Origin of the sequence: Rhodanobacter sp. FW021-MT20, assembly GCF_041107475.1 — a bacterium.
GTDB lineage: Bacteria > Pseudomonadota > Gammaproteobacteria > Xanthomonadales > Rhodanobacteraceae > Rhodanobacter_A > Rhodanobacter_A glycinis.
In genome coordinates this window covers 70,426-86,927 of record NZ_JBGBPX010000003.1, presented here as the reverse complement: position 1 = coordinate 86,927, position 16,502 = coordinate 70,426, and the positions used below count along the sequence as shown (strand labels likewise).

Genomic DNA, 16,502 nt, shown 5'->3' with positions numbered 1-16,502 from the left:
CGTGGCTGGGTTGTGGTGTGTGGTACCGGCGGCAGGGCGCGGCATGCGGGTTGGTGGACCGATGCCCAAGCAATACATGGATTTGGCTGGGGTGCCGATGATCGAGCGCACACTCGACCGTCTGGCTGCCCATCCGATGATCGAAGGCCTAGTGGTTGTGCTGGCCGCCGGCGATGAGCGCTGGGAAGGTATAGAGCGTACATGGGGAAAGCGGCTGCTGGCGGCGACCGGTGGCGACGAACGTTGCGATTCGGTGCTGGCTGGCTTGAGAGCGTTGCCGCCGGATGTGCGCACAGACGACTTCGTCTTGGTGCATGATGCGGCGCGCCCCTGTGTGCGTCATGAGGATATTACCCGACTCATCGAACGCGGTTCTGCGGTCGATGGTGGGCTTCTCGGTGCACCATTACGTGACACGCTCAAGCGGTCAGACAGCATGAGCTGCAGTCAAGGAACCGAACCGCGCGATTATCGCTGGCGTGCATTTACGCCCCAGATGTTCAGGCGTGGCCAATTGGCTACGGCGCTGCAGAGGGCGGTGGACACTAACGTGAAGGTCAGCGACGAGGCGATGGCGATGGAACTCGCCGGCTTTGCGCCCTTGCTCGTCGAAGGCGCCGAGGACAATATCAAGGTGACCACGGCGGCCGATTTCGCGCTGGCCGAATTCCTGCTGGCGAGGACCACATGACGATGCGCATTGGCCAGGGTTTCGACGTGCATGCGTTTGGCGAGGGCGACCACGTCACGCTGGGTGGCGTGCGCGTGCCGCATCATCGTGGCGTGGTGGCGCATTCCGATGGCGACGTGGTGATCCACGCGCTGTGCGACGCGATCTTCGGTGCGCTGGCGCTAGGTGACATCGGCCAGCATTTCCCGCCGAGCGACGAACGCTGGCGCCATGCCGACAGCCGCCAGTTCCTGCGTCACGCGGCGATGCTGATGGCGCAACACGGCTACGCGCTGGGCAATGCCGATGTCACCGTGATCAGCGAGGCCCCCAAGGTCGGTCCGCACGCGCAGGCGATGCGCGAAAACCTGGCGGCTGACCTCGAGTGCGACATCGGCTGCATCAGCATCAAGGCCACCACCACCGAGAAACTCGGCTTCACCGGTCGCGGCGAAGGCATCGCTGCCCAGGCCTGCGTGTTGCTGGAACGCCGCTGACCTTTTCTCGGCATCTTTCAACAACCGAAGGGTGGGTCATCCGGCAGCGAACAGATCGGGTTGTCGCGAAAGCCAAACCATTTTCAGCGCTTGATCCGGGCCTGCACCTGGATGGCAACCCTGCATTTCGAGGCAACGATGTCCGATTACGAGCTCCCCCGCGCCCACGCCGAAACCCCGCCCCTCACTGCGCGCCTGCGCAGCACCCCCGAGGATTTCCGGGTCGAGGAAATCCTCGGTTACGACGCCGACGGCAGTGGCGAACACGCCTTGCTATGGGTGGAAAAGCGCGAAGCCAATACCGACTGGGTGGCGCGCGAACTGGCAAAGTTCGCCGGCGTGCCACCGCTCAACGTCGGTTATGCCGGCCTGAAGGATCGCCATGCAGTGACGCGACAGGCCTTCACCGTGCAATTGGCGGGCAAGCCGGACCCGGACTGGTCGACGTTCCCGCACGCCGAAGTGAAGGTGCTGGCAGCCACACGCCATTCGCGCAAGCTCAAGCGTGGCGCCTTGCGCGGCAACCGCTTCGTGCTGGTGCTGCGTGAAGTGCAGGGCGACCGTGCGCGTGCCGAGGAGGTGCTGGCCGAGATCTCCGCGCGCGGCGTGCCGAACTATTTCGGCGAGCAGCGCTTCGGGCGCGAGGGCGGCAACCTGGCCCAGGCGCGGGCGATGTTCGCGGGGCGCAGGATGGACCGTGCCAAGCGCTCCATCCTGTTGTCCGCTGCGCGTTCACACATATTCAACGCCGTGCTGGCCGCGCGGGTCGAGCGTGGCGCGTGGGATGCGCCGCTGGATGGCGAAATCTGGTCGCTGGCCGGTTCACGTTCTTGGTTCGGCCCGGAGCCGTTTACCGATGCGCTGGCCGAGCGCCTGGCGCGCGGCGATATCCATCCGTCCGGCCCGCTGTGGGGACAGGGCGAACCGCCGAGCAGTGGCGAAGTGGCTGAACTGGAGCGCGAGTTGGCAGCGGCCAATACCGACCTGGTCGATGGTCTGGTCGCTGCACGCATGGACCAGGAGCGCCGGGCGTTGCGCCTGCTGCCGCAGAACCTCACATGGCGCTGGCTGGCCGACGATGCGCTGGAACTGGCATTCGAGTTGCCGGCCGGGGCCTATGCCACGGTGGTGATGCGGGAGTTGGCGGCAACTTTATAGACGACTCATCAATCAAGAGCGCCGCTTTTGATGGTCGCCAAAGTGCGTCCTGCACTTTGGCGACTCGCCCGTTCCGGGCTCCGTCTGGCTGGCGCGAAGCGCCTGCCAGACGTTGAGCCATCCATGGCCCAATCGTGCTGCTCAGTGCCTGAGCAGCACGATCACCGCCCCCGTTCCGCCTTGTGCCGGCCGGGCCGAGGCAAATGCCACGATGTCGTCGCGTCGGCGCAGCAGGCGATCGGTGAGGGCTTTCAGTACCGGGCCGGCGGCTTTCGAGCGCAATCCCTTGCCGTGCACGATGCGCACGCAATGCAGGTCGTGCTGGCGTGCCTCGGCCAGGAAGGCGACGATGCTGGCTTGGGCTGCGGCGGCATTCATGTGGTGCAGGTCCAGTTCGTCCTGCACGCTGAACTGGCCGCGCTTGAGCCGGCGCAGCAGGTGGGGTGGATAGCCGTCGCGCAGATAGCTGAGCTCTTCGCCCACTTCCATCGAGGCGGGGTCGAAAGCCATGTCCAGCAGCTCGCCGGACACGGCGGCCTCGTCCGCCTCGAACATGCGCGGGCGCGGCAGCGGTTTCGGCAGGCTCGGCGGCAGCGGTACCGGATCGATCCGGCGCACCTCGCCGATCGCTTCGCGGAACAGGCGCGCGTCGTCGTCGCTGATCGTGGCGGGAGCTCGGCGTTTCATGCAGCCATGCTAACCAAAGTCGCGGGCCGTGGTGCGATTGCCGCGGGCGACCCGACGCGGGGCGGCCCGGCGCGGCAAATCATGGACTCGGGCAGTATCCGGCCACGCGAAAATCGCTGGATGGCGGTTGCCGGGGCGTGGCATGCGCGGGCGGATGTCGTGAAACCGCTTGACCGCTCCGGTAGACTCGGGGGATATCGAAGGTGCGTGCGCCGCCATGCCGGCTGCATGCTGTTGAAGCTCTTTACGGATGATCATGCGAGTTCTCGTAAGCAACGACGACGGCGTGGATGCGATCGGCATCCGCGTGCTCGCCGATCGCCTCGGTGCGGTTGGCAAGGTAACGGTAGTGGCACCCGACCGGGATCGTTCCGGCGCCAGCAATTCCCTGACGCTGGACGTGCCGATCCGGGCGACGCGCATGGACGACGGCCGCTACCGCGTCGCCGGCACCCCGACCGACTGCGTGCACCTGGCGCTGTCCGGATTGCTCGACGAGGAGCCGGAGATCGTGGTCTCCGGCATCAACAATTCCGCCAACCTCGGCGATGACGTGATCTATTCGGGCACCGTCTCGGCGGCGATGGAAGGCCGCTTCCTCGGCCTGCCGGCCATCGCGGTGTCGCTGGTCAGCCATGATCACAAGGGCGAGCATTACGACTCGGCAGCGCAGGCGGTGTTGCTGCTGATGCGGCGACTGCTGGTCGATCCGCTGCCGGCCGACACCATTCTCAACGTCAATGTGCCCGACCTTCCGTGGAGCGAAATCCACGGTTTCGAAGTGACCCGGCTGGGACGCCGGCATCGTTCCGCGCCCTGCATCGAGCAGACCGATCCCCGCGGGCGACAGGTCTGGTGGATCGGGCCGGCCGGGGATATCGACGACGCCGGTCCCGGCACGGACTTCAATGCCGTGCGACGGGGTTTCGTATCGGTCACGCCGATCCACGTTGATCTCACCCGCTTCCAGGCGCTGGACAAGGTCAGCAGCTGGATGGAATCGCTCACCGACAACATGGCCGATGCCGGCCACAAGGCGGCTTGAGCGATGAATGTCCATCCATTGCCCGCATCGGCCCTGAAAGGCGAGGGCATGACCTCGCAGCGCGCACGCGACCGGCTGGCCGCGCAGCTCAAGGAAAGCGGTATCCGCGATGCGCGCGTGATCGACGTGATCCGCAATACGCCACGACACCATTTCATCGACCAGGCCTTGCACGCGCGCGCCTACGAGAACACCGCGCTGCCGATCGGCCACGGCCAGACCATTTCGCAGCCGTGGGTGGTCGCGCGGATGACCGAGGCGCTGCTCGAACACTTCGACCTGCGCGGCGAGGCGCCGCCGCAGAAGGTGCTGGAGATCGGCACCGGCTCGGGTTACCAGGCGGTGGTGCTGGCCGCACTGGTCGGGCAGCTCTACACGGTCGAGCGCATCGAGGAACTGCTGCGCCAGGCACGCCGGCGCTTCCGCCAGCTAGGCCTGACCAACATCCGCTCGCGTTATGACGATGGCAAGCTGGGCTGGGCCGATGAGGCGCCCTTCGATGCGATCATCCTCACCGCGGCGGGCGATGCGATCCCCGCGGCCTTGCTGGATCAGCTCAGCCCCGCCGGCGTGCTGGTGGCGCCGGTCGGTTCGCCCAGCAGCCAGGTGCTGTTGCGCATGCGCGGCGACGGGCAGGGCGATTTCGTGCAGGAAGAACTCGGAGCGGTGAGTTTCGTGCCGCTGCTTGGCGGCATCGGCTGATGCGGCTGTTCGGCAACCTGTATGCGCGCGCATTGAATTGGGCGCGCGATCCGCGTGCGGTCTATTACCTGTGCGGCCTGAGCTTCGTCGAAGCCTTCATTTTCCCGATCATGCCGGAAGTGATGCTGGCGCCGATGATGCTGGGCAAGCGGCATCGGGCGTTCTTCTACGCCAACATCAGCCTGTTGTTTTCGCTGCTCGGTTCACTGGTCGGATACGCACTGGGGCATTGGGCGTTCCACGCGCTGAGTCCGGTGCTTGAGGCGCTGCACGTGTTGGCACCGATCGAGCAGGGCGTGGAACAGCTGCGCACGCAAATGAACCAGCACTGGCTGGGCCTGCTGCTGGTGTTGTTCCTTGCCGCCTTGCAGCCCGTGGTGCCGATGAAGTTCGTGACCTGGGCATCGGGCATCGTCGGCGTGCCGATCCTGCCGTTCCTGGTCTGCGTGGCGCTGGGGCGCGGCAAGCGGGTATGGCTGCTGGCCTTGCTGATCCGCTGGTTTGGCGAGCGCGCCGAGCGCATGCTGCACAAACATATCGAGACGATCGGCTGGGCCGCGCTGGCGATCCTGGCCGGGTTGGCCATCTGGTGGTTCGGCTTGCGATGAAAACAGGAACGACCCCCGCTATGCTGATACGCATGAATGGAATGACGCGATGGCTGATGGCTGCCGGCCTGATCTCGGCACTGGCGGCGTGCAGTACGGTGGTGGTCGAGCCCGCACCCGGGGCACACACGTCTGCGCCGACGGCACAGGCGCGTGCCCACGACGGCACGTATCGGGTGAAGAAGGGCGATACGCTCTATTCCATCGCCTTCCGCAATGGCGTGGATTTCCGCAGCCTGGCCAGCTGGAACGGCATAGCCGCGCCTTACACGATCTGGCCGGGGCAAGTGCTGCACCTGTCGCCGGGGCATGCCGTTGCCTCTTCGGCGGCGGTGGCGGCGACGCATCCGGAACCGACGCATGCGGTTGCAGTGGCGCCACATGCGGCTGCGCCGGTGTTCGAGCCGGTGGGTTCAACCCCGCCAGCCCATGTCGTGACGCCACCCGCGCCAACAAAGCTGCCAGCGCCTGCACACGTCGCCTCCACCACGGTTCCGGTGGCGGGCGAGCCGGTGCATGCCGTGCCGCCGCCGGCATCGACCGCGCCGGTCGTGTCCACCGGCGGCAGTCGTTCGGCCGGTGGCGTGGTCTGGCATTGGCCCGTCTCGGGAGCGCTGCTGAAGCGTTTCCAGAGCAGTGACGCCATTCCCGGTATCGAGATTGCCGGCAAGGCGGGTGATCCGGTGCGTGCGGCGGCAGACGGCGTGGTGGTCTACAGCGGCAATGGCCTGGTCGGCTATGGCGAGCTGGTCATCATCAAGCACAACGACAGCTTCCTGTCGGCTTACGGGCACAACCGCAAGCGGCTGGTGACCGAAGGACAGCACGTGAAGGCGGGGCAGGAGATTGCCGAGATGGGTTCCACCGGTGCTTCGCGCGACGAGCTGGAATTCCAGATCCGCAAGGATGGCAATCCGGTCGATCCGCTGGATTACCTGCCGTCGCGCTGATGCGACTCGGGTTCAGGCCAGTCCATTGCGAACTGGCCTGCGGTTGATTGCGCCGATCAGGCGGGCGGCAGGATGAAGGCGGCCACAACGTGCCGCCCTTCGCCGGCAAGCAGGTCGTAGGTGCGCGCGGCGGCCGCGTTGTCCATCACTTCGATGCCGATGCCCTTGCGCAGGAAGCCGGCCATGAACGCCGGCGCCGGAAATACCTGGCGGGTTCCGGTGCCCAGCAGTACCAGCTCCGGCTGCAGTTCAAGAATGGCATCGATGTGCGCGGCGTCGAGTGTGCTGGCGTCGGTGACCGGCCAACCCTCGACCGCGCGATCCGGCGTCAGCAGAAAGCTGCGTTCCAGTTCGCGGTCGACCACGGTGACGCTGCGCTCGCTCACGCGGCGCACATGGAGATAATCGCCGTTGTGTTCGAGCGAGAGATCCATGGCGCGGCCTTCAGCGTGGCAGGGCGAGCTTCGGCTCGTCCTCGTTGCGGCGGAACAGCACCACCACGTGGCCGATCTGCTGCACGTTCTCGGCGCCGGTGCCGCCGGCAAGGAAGTCGATCTGGGCGTCGCGTTCGGCCTTGTCGCCGCCGGACAGCTTCACCTTGACCAGTTCGTGATGGCTCAGCGCACCGTCCAGCTCCTTGAGCACGGCGTCCGTGGCGCCCTTGGCACCCAGCAGGATGACCGGGTTCAGGTCGTGGGCGAGGCTGCGCAGGTAACGGCGCTGCGAGGGGGAAAGGGCCATGCGTTCAGTCTCGGATTCGCGGTCAGGGGACGGCAAAGGGTATCATGCAGACCTCATTCCCCCTATCTGTGGCCGTTGCCGACCATGTCTCGCAGCAAAAGCAGTTCCCGCTGGCTGCGGGAGCACTTCGATGATGTCTACGTAAAGAAGGCGCAGGCCGACGGCCTGCGTTCGCGCGCCGTATTCAAGCTGGAGGAGCTGATCGAGCGCGATCGCCTGCTCAAGCCCGGCATGCGCGTGGTGGACCTTGGCGCGGCTCCCGGTGGCTGGTCGCAGCTGGTGCGCCAGCGGCTGGGCGACACCGGTACCGTGGTGGCGCTGGATATCCTGCCGATGCAGGGGATTGGCGGGGTGGACTTCCTGCAGGGCGATTTCCGTGAAGAAAGCGTGCTGCACGAGCTGGAAGCCCGGCTGGACGGCCAGAAGCTGGATCTTGTGCTGTCGGACATGGCCCCCAATATGAGTGGTGTGGCCCTGGCCGACCAGATCCGGGCGATGGACCTGGCCGAGCTGGCGCTCGATTTTTCCCGGCACTGGCTGAAGCCGGGCGGCGCGTTCCTGATCAAGCTTTTCCAGGGCGCCGGCTTCGATGATTACTTGCGCAGCTTGCGCGCGGACTTCACGCGCGTGACCATGCGTAAACCCAAGGCCTCGCGCGCACGTTCGCGTGAGGTATATGCGCTTGCCACGGGGCGAAAGGCCACGGGCGGGCAAAACGGCGAGAACCGCGCATGAACGAAACAGTCAAAACCTTGTTGCTCTGGGTGGTCATCGCGATCGTTCTGATCACGGTGTTCCAGAGCTTCAACCCGCACGGCAGCGGCTCGTCCGACCTGCCCTACAGCAGCTTCGTGCAGAGCGTGGACAACGGCAACGTGGCCACGGCCTCGATCAGCGCCGAGAATCCCGCCACGATCAGCGGCAAGCTGAAAGACGGCAGTGCCTATCGCACCATCGCCCCGGTGCTCGGCTTCTCCACCAATGGCGTGGTCAAGCAGATGCAGGACAAGGGCGTCACGGTGAGCCAGGATTCGGCGAGCAGCTTCTCGCTGATCAGCTTGCTGGTGAGCTGGCTGCCGGTGATCCTGATCATCGGCGTGTTCATCTGGTTCATGCGCCAGATGCAGCAAGGCGGCGGTGGCGGCCGCGGGGCGATGAGCTTCGGCCGTTCGCGCGCCAAGTTGCAGGGCGAGGACCAGATCAAGGTCAATTTCACCGATGTGGCCGGTTGCGACGAGGCCAAGGAAGAGGTTGGCGAGCTGGTCGAGTTCCTGCGCGACCCGGGCAAGTTCCAGAAACTGGGTGGCAAGATTCCGCGGGGCGTGTTGATGGTCGGCCCGCCCGGTACCGGCAAGACCCTGCTGGCCAAGGCCATTGCGGGCGAGGCCAAGGTGCCGTTCTTCTCGATCTCCGGTTCGGACTTCGTGGAGATGTTCGTCGGCGTCGGCGCCAGCCGCGTGCGCGACATGTTCGAGCAGGCCAAGAAGCACGCGCCGTGCATCATCTTCATCGACGAGATCGACGCGGTGGGTCGCCATCGCGGCGCCGGCCTCGGCGGTGGTCACGATGAGCGCGAGCAGACCCTGAACCAGTTGCTGGTCGAAATGGACGGTTTCGAGGGTACCGAAGGCGTCATCGTCATCGCGGCCACCAACCGCGCGGACGTGCTCGATCCGGCGCTGCTGCGCCCGGGCCGTTTCGATCGGCAGGTGGTGGTCGGCTTGCCGGACGTGAAGGGGCGCGAGCAGATCCTCAAGGTGCACCTGCGCAAGGTGCCTACCGCCAGTGACGTGGTGCCGATGGTGATCGCGCGCGGTACGCCGGGCTTTTCCGGCGCCGACCTGGCCAACCTGGTCAACGAGGCCGCGTTGTTCGCCGCCCGTGAGAATGCGCGCGAAGTGCGCATGAGCCATCTCGACAAGGCGCGCGACAAGATCCTGATGGGGTCGGAGCGTCGCTCGATGGTGATGAGCGAGGACGAGAAGAAGCTCACTGCTTACCACGAGTCCGGCCACGCCATCGTCGGCCGCCTGGTGCCCGAGCATGATCCGGTCTACAAGGTCACCATCATCCCGCGCGGCCGGGCGCTGGGTGTCACCATGTACCTGCCGGAAAACGACAAGTACAGCATCAACCGCGTGGCGATCCAGTCGCAGTTGTGCTCGCTGTATGGCGGGCGCGTGGCCGAAGAGCTGATCTTCGGTGAGGACAAGGTCACCACCGGTGCCTCCAACGACATCGAGCGGGCCACCAAGATGGCGCGCAACATGGTCACCAAGTGGGGCCTGTCCGACAAGCTCGGCCCGGTGACCTACGGCGAGGACGAGGACGAGGTGTTCCTCGGCCGTTCGGTGACGCAGCACAAGAGTGTTTCCGATGAAACCGCGCGCAAGATCGACGAAGTGGTGCGCGAGATCCTCGATACGGCATATGCCCGCACCAAGCGCCTGCTTACCGAGAATATCGACAAGCTGCATGTGATGGCCGGCGCGTTGCTGGAGTACGAAACCATCGACGCGCGCCAGATCGACGACATCATGGACGGGCGCGTTCCCGGTCCGCCGGCGGATTGGGACAAGGCAGCACCGACCGGCAGCACGCCGCCGCCCCCGCCGCCGCCGCGCGGCGATGCCAGCGCCAAGGTGGGTGATCCGGCGACGCAAAGCCACCTCTGAGTCACCATTCCCGACGACTTGATCGGGGACATCAAAAAAGCCGAAGGGCCGCTCGCGAGAGCGGCCCTTCGGCTTTTCGGTGTTGGCATCGCTTGGGCTGTCAGGCGCGGTGGGCTTCCATCCGCCGTTGACGCATGGCTCAGAGGATCGCCAGCACGGCCTCGGGTGGACGGCCGATCGCGGCCTTGCCGTGGGCGACCACGATGGGTCGCTCGATCAGCTTTGGATGCGTGGTCATGGCCTGGACGAGGGCGTCGTCGTCGAGCTCGGGATTGTCCAGTCCGAGCGTCTTGTAGTCGTCCTCGCCAGTGCGCAGCAGCTTCCGTGCGGGCATCCCCAGCAGGCCGAGCAGGGTTTTCAGCTCTGCGGCGCTGGGCGGGGTATCGAGGTAGTTGACGATCTCGAGCGGCTCACCCCGCTGCTCCAGCAACGCCAGCGTGGCGCGCGACTTGGAGCAGCGGTTGTTGTGGTAGATGCGGATCATCGCGGCCTCGGCTTAACGGTTGCCGGAGCGGTTGCCGCCACGACCGCCGCTACCGCCGCCGCCTTGCGGACGACCGCCAGGGCTGGACGGGCGCTTGCCACCACGGTTCTGCGGGCGGCCGCCGGCATTCTGGCCGGGGCGGTTGCCGCCGCCGTGGGCGCGAGGCTTGCCGCTGGTGCCACCGAAACCGGCGTACGGGCTGTTGCCCGCGCTGCGGTTGCCGGCGCCGGCCGGTTTGCCACCTGCGTTGCCGCGGTTGCCGGCGCCAGCCGGCCGACCGCCTGCGTTGCCACGGTTGGCGCCTGGTCGGCCGGCACCCTCACGGCTTTCGCCGGCAAACCAGGTGCGCACCGACGGCAGCTCCTGGCCTGGGGCCACGCCGCGCTTGCCGCGGCCACGGCCGGCGCTTGGCGCGCGTTCGGGGCGAGCGACGTTGCCATTCACTTCCTTGCCCGGTTTGCGCGGTTTCTGGCGGCCGCGGGTGGGCTCTTCGCGAATCCGGTCGAATGCACGCAGCTCGCGGGCTTCGTCGTGATAGGCGCCACTCCAGGCCGCGGGTGCGCTGCCTTCGGGGCGGTATTCGGTGATGTTGCGGTTGGCGCGGCGCTGGTGCAGCACCGGGCTCAGCGTGAGCACCGGCTGCGGCGCGCCCAGGCCGCCGGCTTCGCGCAACTGCTTCACGGCGTCTTCGCCGAGAGTTTCGCAGTCGCCACGACGCAGCAGGCGCGGCAATTCGATGCCGCCGTAGCGGATGCGCTTGAGTCGACTGACCAGGTAACCCTGCGAATCCCACAGGCGGCGCACCTCGCGGTTGCGGCCCTCGCGAATCACCACGCGGAACCAGCTGTGGCTGCCACCACGGCTGATCACGGCGATTTCGTCGAAGCGGGCAGGGCCGTCTTCCAGTTCCACGCCGGCTTTGAGCTTCTCGATGATCTCGTCGGGCACTTCGCCGTGCACGCGGCACAGGTATTCGCGCTCCAGTCCGCTCTTGGGGTGCATCAGTGCGTTGGCCAGTTCACCGTCGGTGGTGAGCAGCAGCAGGCCGGTGGTATTGATGTCGAGACGGCCAACGGCGACCCAGCGCGCACCCTTCAGGCGCGGCAGCTGTTCGAAGACGGTGGGGCGGCCTTCGGGATCGTCGCGGGTGCTCATCACGCCTTCGGGCTTGTGATAGATCAGCACTTCGGCGTTGTCGCGGCTGTCGGTGGAAACGACGAATTGCTTGCCGTCCAGCACTACGCGGTCGCCGGCATGCACGCTGGCACCGGTGCCGGCAGGGCTGCCGTTGAGCTCGACTTCACCGGCCAGGATGCGCTGTTCCAGCATGCGGCGCGAGCCGAGGCCGGCATTGGCCAGCACCTTGTGCAGGCGCTCTTCCAGTGCGGCGATTTCTTCGGTGCGCGGTTCGCGCTTCAGGGTCAGAACGGATTTTTGCGGCGCAGTCATGCGCGGTACTCCTTGGTGTCTTGCTCGGCGTCGCCGTCGTCGGCGTCCGCGCGGTCCGCTGCCTCGGCGGCAGTGGCGATGGATGGATCGGCGTCCGTGGCATCCGCTTCGTGGGCGGCGGAAACGTCGGTGTCGGGAGCGGCCAGGGTGGTTTCGGCCGTGGAATCGGGATGATCGACGCCGGTGTCGGGCGTGGCGTCGAGCGTGTTTTCGGAGTTGGCTTCGTCCATATCGATGGCGCTGGCGATAGCCGTGCTCTCGTCGATGGAAGCCGGGGTGGCCGCCTCGCCGTCAGTGGCTTCCCCGTCGGCGATTTCCTCGTCCGGGTCGATCGGCAGGTCCTTCACCACGCGAGCGGGCAACGGCTCGTCGTTGAAGCGGAGCTGGGGATCTTCCATGTCGCGGATTTCGGACAGTGGTGGCAGTTCGTCCAGTGATTTCAGGTTGAAGTAGTCGAGAAAGGCGCGGGTGGTGCCGAACAGCGCCGGTTTGCCGGGTACGTCGCGATGGCCGACCACGCGGATCCATTCGCGTTCTTCCATCGTCTTGATGATGTTGGAGGAGACCACCACGCCACGAATCTGTTCGATCTCCGGGCGGGTGATCGGCTGGCGGTAGGCGATCAGCGCCAGCGTTTCGAGCAGGGCGCGCGAATAGCGGCTGGGACGCTCGGTCCACATCCGCGAGACCCACGGATGCACATCCTGGCGGACCTGGTAGCGGAAGCCGGAAGCGACTTCCTTCAGCTCGACGCCGCGGCCCTGGCAGTCTTCTGCCAGCAGCTCCAGTGCGCGGGCGATGTCGTCGCGGGCGACCTCGTCGTCTTCGACGAACAGGTCACCCAGATGCATCACCGTCAGCGGCTGGGTGGCGGCAAGCAGGGCTGCCTCGATAATCGGTTTGATTTGCTCGATCTGCATGGCCTGGTCTGGATGCGGATGTCCGATGGTGCGGTTGGGCGAAAGCCGGTGTTACTCGGCGGCGGATGCCGGAATGTCGGCCGTGTCTTCGTCGATGGGCTCGGCGGCTGTCTCGTGGGAGTCGGCCTTGGCCTTCACGTAGATCGGCGCAAGCGGTTCCTCCTGGACGATCTCGATCAGCATTTCCTTGGCCAGCTCCAGCATGGCCAGGAACGTGACCACCACGCCGAGGCGGCCTTCGCTGACGTCGAACAGCGTCTCGAAACGGCTGAACCCGACATGGTCCAGCCGGCTCAACAGCTCACTCATGCGCTGGCGTACGCTGAGCACCTCGCGCTTGATGGCGTGGTGCCCGAACAATTCGGCGCGGCGCAATACATCCTTCAGCGCCAGCAGCATTTCCTTCAGATCCAGCGGCGGCGGCACCTTGATGACGTTGCGCTCGCCGGTGTCGGCCTGGGCTATGGCCGTGTCGCGCTCCAGCCGGGGCAGGGCCTCGATGTCCTCGGCCGCCTTCTTGAAGCGTTCGTACTCCTGCAGGCGGCGTACCAGTTCGGCACGCGGATCCTCTTCGACACCTTCCTCGGCAGGCGGTCGCGGCAGCAACAGGCGCGACTTGATCTCGGCCAGGATCGCGGCCATCAGCAGGTATTCCGCCGCCAGCTCCAACCGCATCACATCGCGCATCAGCTCGATGTAGGTCATGTACTGCCGGGTGATCTCGGCAACCGGGATGTCCAGGATGTCCAGATTCTGCCGGCGAATCAGGTAAAGCAAAAGATCCAGCGGTCCCTCGAACGCTTCCAGGATGACTTCCAGGGCATCCGGCGGAATGTACAGGTCCTGCGGCATCTGCAGGATCGGTTCGCCACGCACGATCGCCAGCGGCATTTCCTGCTGCTGCGGGACCGGCGCGAAGGCGCCTTGGACTGGTTCAACCGGCTGAGACTCTGGCTCAGTACTCATCAATGCATGTCGTCGGGCCGCTCGGTGCGGCTGGGCAGTGCTTTCAGTACACCCGGAGCCTTCCCACTGGTGGGCGGGAACCCCGAAAGGCATCCGTCCCCGGATGGAAAGGCCTGTTCGATACCTGTCGCAGCGCAAGGGCGGTATCGCGGCGGGCCGGCGAGATGAAGGCGCATGGCGCGACTTCGGTCAGGCGGTCTTGCTGCGGTCGCCCTGTGCACGGGCCGGGCCGGCAAGCCACGGTACGGGCACGAGGCAGCGCGACGCGCGGGCGTCGCGAGCGGTTCAAGCGGTCGACTACGGAATCGGTGGTCGCGGCGGCTGCCGGATATGTCGAACAGCGGTTGCCCACGAACCTACGCGTGGGTCACAGGGTAATGGTTGCGCGGCGGCAAGTCCAGTGGGCGGATGGCCGGTTGTTGACGGGCGGGGCGATGGGCAAGGGCAGCATGTGACACGTTGCGTCGATTCCGGCCTGCCCGCGTGCCTGCGACGTCGAGGCGAGCGATGGAATCGGGATTCCGTGATGTGGCACACGCTTTGCTTGCTTCGGTTCAACGGGTGTTGTCTGTATGTTGTTTGCGCCCAGGGGAGGGGCCGGCGGGAATCGGTGCGAATGGGACGTCAGCCCCGCGCATTGCATCCTGCCCGGCATGATGAAGCCGGGAAAATACCAGGCGTGTCGCAGGATTCGCGGCGCGAACGGAGATGAAGTGCATGACCATGACCGATGACGAAGCCAGGGATGGTTCCAGCAAGGAGCAACTGCGCCCAGCGCGCATGCGCATCCAGACCACGGTGCTGATGAGCCACGGCGACGAATCGCACCCCACCGAGTTGGTGGACATTTCGGCGACGGGCGTGTTGTTGCGTCGACCACTGGGCTGGAATGGTGAATCCGGCCAGAGCTGGGTGCTGGACATGATCTTCGGACACGACCTGCACATCCATCTGGAGGCGCAGGTGGCGCGGGTGTCCGCCCGCCATATCGGTTTTGCTTACACGCATATCCCGGAAGACAAGCAGGTGCCGTTGTGGAACCTGCTGGGTGGCTACGCCGATATCCTGGAGTTGTGGCAGGACGAGTGATGGCGCTCCTCGACGGAATACATGAAAACGCCCGCTTTCGCGGGCGTTTTCATGTGCGGGTGCGCTGAAACTCAGGTCGCGGGTGCAGCTTTCTTCTCGTCGCGCAATTCACGACGCAGGATCTTGCCCACGTTGCTCTTCGGCAGCGAGTCGCGGAACTCGATGATCTTCGGACGCTTGTAGCCGGTGAGATTGTCGTGGCAGAACTGCTTGAGCGCATCGGCGGTGAGGGCCGGGTCCTTGCGTACCACGAACAGCTTCACCACTTCGCCGGAATGTTCGTCCGGCGCACCGACGGCCGCCACCTCCAGCACGCCGGGATGCTGCATCACCACGTCCTCGACTTCGTTCGGATAGACGTTGAAACCGGACACCAGGATCATGTCCTTCTTGCGGTCGACGATATAGAAGTAGCCGTTGGCGTCCATCTTCGCGATATCGCCGGTGTGCAACCAGCCGTCGGGGCCGAGCACCTTGGCGGTTTCCTCGGGGCGCTTCCAGTAACCCTTCATCACCTGCGGGCCGCGCACCATCAGCTCGCCCACTTCACCGACCGGCAGCGGCTGGTTGTCCTCGGACCAGATCGCCACCTCGGTGGAGGGGATCGGCAGGCCGATCGAGCCGTTGTATGCCTTCAGGTCGAGCGGGTTGATGCATGCAGCGGGCGAGGTCTCGGTGAGGCCGTAGGCCTCGGCCAACGTGCAGCCGGTAGCCTTTTTCCAGCGCTCGGCCACCGCGCGTTGCACGGCCATGCCGCCGCCGAGCGTCAGGTGCAGGCGCGAAAAATCCACCTCGCTGAAACCCGGGGTGTTGAGCAGGCCGTTGAACAGCGTGTTGACGCCGGTCAGCGCGGTGAAGCGCGATTTCTTCAGTTCCTTGACGAAGCCGGGCATGTCGCGCGGGTTGGTGATCAGCCAGTTCAGGCCGCCCAGGCGCATGAACACCAGGCCGTTGGCGCACAACGAAAAGATGTGATACAGCGGCAGCGCGGTGATGATGACTTCCTCGCCTTCCTTCGCGTTCTTGCCGATCCACGAGCCGGCCTGCAACATGTTGGCGACCATGTTGCCGTGGCTGAGCATGGCGCCCTTGGCCACGCCGGTGGTGCCGCCGGTGTACTGCAGGAAAGCGATGTCGTCGTGGCCCAGTTCCACCTTCGACAGCGAATGCGCGCTGCCCTGCGCCAACGCATCACGGAAACGCACTGCCGACGGCAGGTGGTAAGCCGGTACCATTTTTTTCACGTGCTTGAGCGCGAAGTTGATCAGTGCGCCCTTGGGGAAGCCGAGCAGGTCGCCGATGCCGGTGGTGATGATGTGCTTCACCTCGGTGTCGGCGACCACCTGCTGCAGCGTGGAGGCGAAATTGTCCAGCACCACGATGGCCTTGGCACCGGAGTCCTCGAGTTGGTGCTTCAGTTCGCGGGCGGTGTACATCGGATTGGTGTTGACCACGATCAGCCCGGCGCGCAACGCGCCGAACAGGGCGATCGGGTATTGCAGGACGTTCGGCATCATGATCGCGATGCGGTCGCCCTTGCCGAGTTTCAGCACGCCGGTGAGATAGCCGGCGAACTGGCGGCTCAGCGCGTCGATCTGGCCATAATCCAGCTGCTTGCCGAAGTTGCTGAAGGCAGGGCGGTCGCGGAAGCGTTCGAAGACTTCGTCCAGCACCGCCACGATCGAGGAATAGGTATCCAGGTCGATTTGCGTGGGTACGCCAGCCGGGTAGTGGTCAAGCCACGGACGCTCGTTGCTCATGATGGATGTCGACTCCTGATCTTGATCGCCAAGGCATGTGATGGTGGCGATATCCCCTGCTGGCATTGGAGCATACGCGCGCGTACAGCGGCAAGCCGCGG

Annotated in this window: 18 protein-coding genes; 10 read left to right on the top strand and 8 right to left on the bottom strand. The window is 65.6% G+C overall.

The genetic code is table 11. From position 1 onward, the window contains the following. The first annotated feature begins 1 nt into the window (after position 1). From ispD to truD, 3 genes are all read left to right on the top strand, one after another. Positions 2-691 (top strand): 2-C-methyl-D-erythritol 4-phosphate cytidylyltransferase, encoded by a 690-nt coding sequence (ispD, locus tag AB7849_RS05335; RefSeq protein ID WP_439822707.1) that lies wholly within the window; start codon positions 2-4, stop codon positions 689-691. Positions 692-693: 2 nt separating this feature from the next. After that, the gene (ispF, locus tag AB7849_RS05330) at positions 694-1,167 is read left to right on the top strand and encodes a 2-C-methyl-D-erythritol 2,4-cyclodiphosphate synthase (protein ID WP_008216205.1); all 474 of its coding nucleotides are present in this window, start codon (positions 694-696) and stop codon (positions 1,165-1,167) included. A 138-nt stretch (positions 1,168-1,305) separates the two neighbouring features. Further along, entirely contained in the window at positions 1,306-2,325 is a 1,020-nt protein-coding gene (gene truD / locus AB7849_RS05325) for a tRNA pseudouridine(13) synthase TruD (protein ID WP_037102278.1), read from the top strand. A 141-nt stretch (positions 2,326-2,466) separates the two neighbouring features. Here the strand turns inward: truD and AB7849_RS05320 are convergent, their stop codons facing one another. Beyond that, positions 2,467-3,012 (bottom strand): Smr/MutS family protein, encoded by a 546-nt coding sequence (locus AB7849_RS05320; RefSeq protein ID WP_008216201.1) that lies wholly within the window; start codon positions 3,010-3,012, stop codon positions 2,467-2,469. 256 nt (positions 3,013-3,268) lie between these two features. Here AB7849_RS05320 and surE point away from each other — a divergent pair, with 256 nt between their 5' ends. From surE to AB7849_RS05300, 4 genes are read left to right on the top strand one after another with little or no spacing between them, the layout of a single operon-like run. Next, a complete protein-coding gene (gene surE, locus AB7849_RS05315; RefSeq protein ID WP_037102272.1) occupies positions 3,269-4,057 on the top strand; it encodes a 5'/3'-nucleotidase SurE in 789 nt (262 codons plus the stop codon). A 3-nt stretch (positions 4,058-4,060) separates the two neighbouring features. Further along, positions 4,061-4,759, top strand: coding sequence for a protein-L-isoaspartate(D-aspartate) O-methyltransferase (locus AB7849_RS05310; RefSeq protein ID WP_008216198.1), 699 nt, complete (start codon positions 4,061-4,063; stop codon positions 4,757-4,759). Further along, complete coding sequence (locus tag AB7849_RS05305; RefSeq protein ID WP_008216196.1) at positions 4,759-5,367, top strand: YqaA family protein; 609 nt, start codon at positions 4,759-4,761, stop codon at positions 5,365-5,367. The genes AB7849_RS05310 and AB7849_RS05305 overlap by 1 nt, the downstream gene beginning before the upstream one ends. Before the next feature lie 41 nt (positions 5,368-5,408). Further along, the gene (locus AB7849_RS05300) at positions 5,409-6,317 is read left to right on the top strand and encodes a peptidoglycan DD-metalloendopeptidase family protein (RefSeq protein ID WP_008216194.1); all 909 of its coding nucleotides are present in this window, start codon (positions 5,409-5,411) and stop codon (positions 6,315-6,317) included. 56 nt (positions 6,318-6,373) lie between these two features. Here AB7849_RS05300 and AB7849_RS05295 read toward each other — a convergent pair whose 3' ends face one another. Beyond that, a complete protein-coding gene (locus AB7849_RS05295) occupies positions 6,374-6,751 on the bottom strand; it encodes an Mth938-like domain-containing protein (RefSeq protein ID WP_008216192.1) in 378 nt (125 codons plus the stop codon). Positions 6,752-6,761: 10 nt separating this feature from the next. Then, complete coding sequence (gene yhbY, locus AB7849_RS05290) at positions 6,762-7,058, bottom strand: ribosome assembly RNA-binding protein YhbY (RefSeq protein ID WP_008216190.1); 297 nt, start codon at positions 7,056-7,058, stop codon at positions 6,762-6,764. Positions 7,059-7,142: 84 nt separating this feature from the next. On the opposite strand from yhbY, the gene rlmE reads away from it, so the two are divergent. Both rlmE and ftsH read left to right on the top strand, forming a co-directional pair. After that, positions 7,143-7,793, top strand: a complete 651-nt coding sequence (rlmE, locus tag AB7849_RS05285; protein WP_008216188.1) for a 23S rRNA (uridine(2552)-2'-O)-methyltransferase RlmE — start codon at positions 7,143-7,145, stop codon at positions 7,791-7,793. Beyond that, positions 7,790-9,733, top strand: coding sequence for an ATP-dependent zinc metalloprotease FtsH (gene ftsH, locus AB7849_RS05280; RefSeq protein ID WP_172624070.1), 1,944 nt, complete (start codon positions 7,790-7,792; stop codon positions 9,731-9,733). Before rlmE ends, ftsH begins: the two co-directional genes overlap by 4 nt. 139 nt (positions 9,734-9,872) lie before the next feature. Here ftsH and arsC read toward each other — a convergent pair whose 3' ends face one another. The 4 genes from arsC to AB7849_RS05260 are packed head-to-tail and all read right to left on the bottom strand — an operon-like array spanning position 9,873 to position 13,552. Continuing rightward, positions 9,873-10,217, bottom strand: coding sequence for an arsenate reductase (glutaredoxin) (gene arsC / locus AB7849_RS05275; RefSeq protein WP_369500683.1), 345 nt, complete (start codon positions 10,215-10,217; stop codon positions 9,873-9,875). 12 nt (positions 10,218-10,229) lie between these two features. After that, entirely contained in the window at positions 10,230-11,666 is a 1,437-nt protein-coding gene (locus AB7849_RS05270; RefSeq protein WP_369500682.1) for a pseudouridine synthase, read from the bottom strand. Continuing rightward, complete coding sequence (scpB, locus tag AB7849_RS05265) at positions 11,663-12,586, bottom strand: SMC-Scp complex subunit ScpB (protein ID WP_008209773.1); 924 nt, start codon at positions 12,584-12,586, stop codon at positions 11,663-11,665. Before scpB ends, AB7849_RS05270 begins: the two co-directional genes overlap by 4 nt. 51 nt (positions 12,587-12,637) lie before the next feature. Continuing rightward, entirely contained in the window at positions 12,638-13,552 is a 915-nt protein-coding gene (locus tag AB7849_RS05260; RefSeq protein WP_050984296.1) for a segregation and condensation protein A, read from the bottom strand. A 717-nt stretch (positions 13,553-14,269) separates the two neighbouring features. Here AB7849_RS05260 and AB7849_RS05255 point away from each other — a divergent pair. Further along, positions 14,270-14,641: a PilZ domain-containing protein gene (locus tag AB7849_RS05255; RefSeq protein ID WP_008209768.1), complete on the top strand. Its 372-nt coding sequence runs from the start codon at positions 14,270-14,272 to the stop codon at positions 14,639-14,641. Positions 14,642-14,712: 71 nt separating this feature from the next. On the opposite strand, the gene AB7849_RS05250 is transcribed toward AB7849_RS05255, so the two are convergent. Further along, positions 14,713-16,401, bottom strand: coding sequence for an AMP-binding protein (locus AB7849_RS05250; RefSeq protein ID WP_008209767.1), 1,689 nt, complete (start codon positions 16,399-16,401; stop codon positions 14,713-14,715). Positions 16,402-16,502: the final 101 nt, after the last annotated feature.

Excerpts from the sequence above, each read along its gene's own strand:
- AB7849_RS05295 (WP_008216192.1), bottom strand. The coding sequence starts at position 6,751 with ATGGATCTCTCGCTCGAACACAACGGCGATTATCTCCATGTGCGCCGC.
- truD (WP_037102278.1), top strand. The coding sequence starts at position 1,306 with ATGTCCGATTACGAGCTCCCCCGCGCCCACGCCGAAACCCCGCCCCTC.
- AB7849_RS05305 (WP_008216196.1), top strand. The coding sequence starts at position 4,759 with ATGCGGCTGTTCGGCAACCTGTATGCGCGCGCATTGAATTGGGCGCGC.
- ispF (WP_008216205.1), top strand. The coding sequence starts at position 694 with ATGCGCATTGGCCAGGGTTTCGACGTGCATGCGTTTGGCGAGGGCGAC.
- ftsH (WP_172624070.1), top strand. The coding sequence starts at position 7,790 with ATGAACGAAACAGTCAAAACCTTGTTGCTCTGGGTGGTCATCGCGATC.
- yhbY (WP_008216190.1), bottom strand. The coding sequence starts at position 7,058 with ATGGCCCTTTCCCCCTCGCAGCGCCGTTACCTGCGCAGCCTCGCCCAC.
- scpB (WP_008209773.1), bottom strand. The coding sequence starts at position 12,586 with ATGCAGATCGAGCAAATCAAACCGATTATCGAGGCAGCCCTGCTTGCC.
- AB7849_RS05300 (WP_008216194.1), top strand. The coding sequence starts at position 5,409 with ATGACGCGATGGCTGATGGCTGCCGGCCTGATCTCGGCACTGGCGGCG.
- AB7849_RS05270 (WP_369500682.1), bottom strand. The coding sequence starts at position 11,666 with ATGACTGCGCCGCAAAAATCCGTTCTGACCCTGAAGCGCGAACCGCGC.
- arsC (WP_369500683.1), bottom strand. The coding sequence starts at position 10,217 with ATGATCCGCATCTACCACAACAACCGCTGCTCCAAGTCGCGCGCCACG.
- AB7849_RS05260 (WP_050984296.1), bottom strand. The coding sequence starts at position 13,552 with ATGAGTACTGAGCCAGAGTCTCAGCCGGTTGAACCAGTCCAAGGCGCC.
- AB7849_RS05250 (WP_008209767.1), bottom strand. The coding sequence starts at position 16,401 with ATGAGCAACGAGCGTCCGTGGCTTGACCACTACCCGGCTGGCGTACCC.
- AB7849_RS05255 (WP_008209768.1), top strand. The coding sequence starts at position 14,270 with ATGACCATGACCGATGACGAAGCCAGGGATGGTTCCAGCAAGGAGCAA.
- surE (WP_037102272.1), top strand. The coding sequence starts at position 3,269 with ATGCGAGTTCTCGTAAGCAACGACGACGGCGTGGATGCGATCGGCATC.
- AB7849_RS05320 (WP_008216201.1), bottom strand. The coding sequence starts at position 3,012 with ATGAAACGCCGAGCTCCCGCCACGATCAGCGACGACGACGCGCGCCTG.
- rlmE (WP_008216188.1), top strand. The coding sequence starts at position 7,143 with ATGTCTCGCAGCAAAAGCAGTTCCCGCTGGCTGCGGGAGCACTTCGAT.
- AB7849_RS05310 (WP_008216198.1), top strand. The coding sequence starts at position 4,061 with ATGAATGTCCATCCATTGCCCGCATCGGCCCTGAAAGGCGAGGGCATG.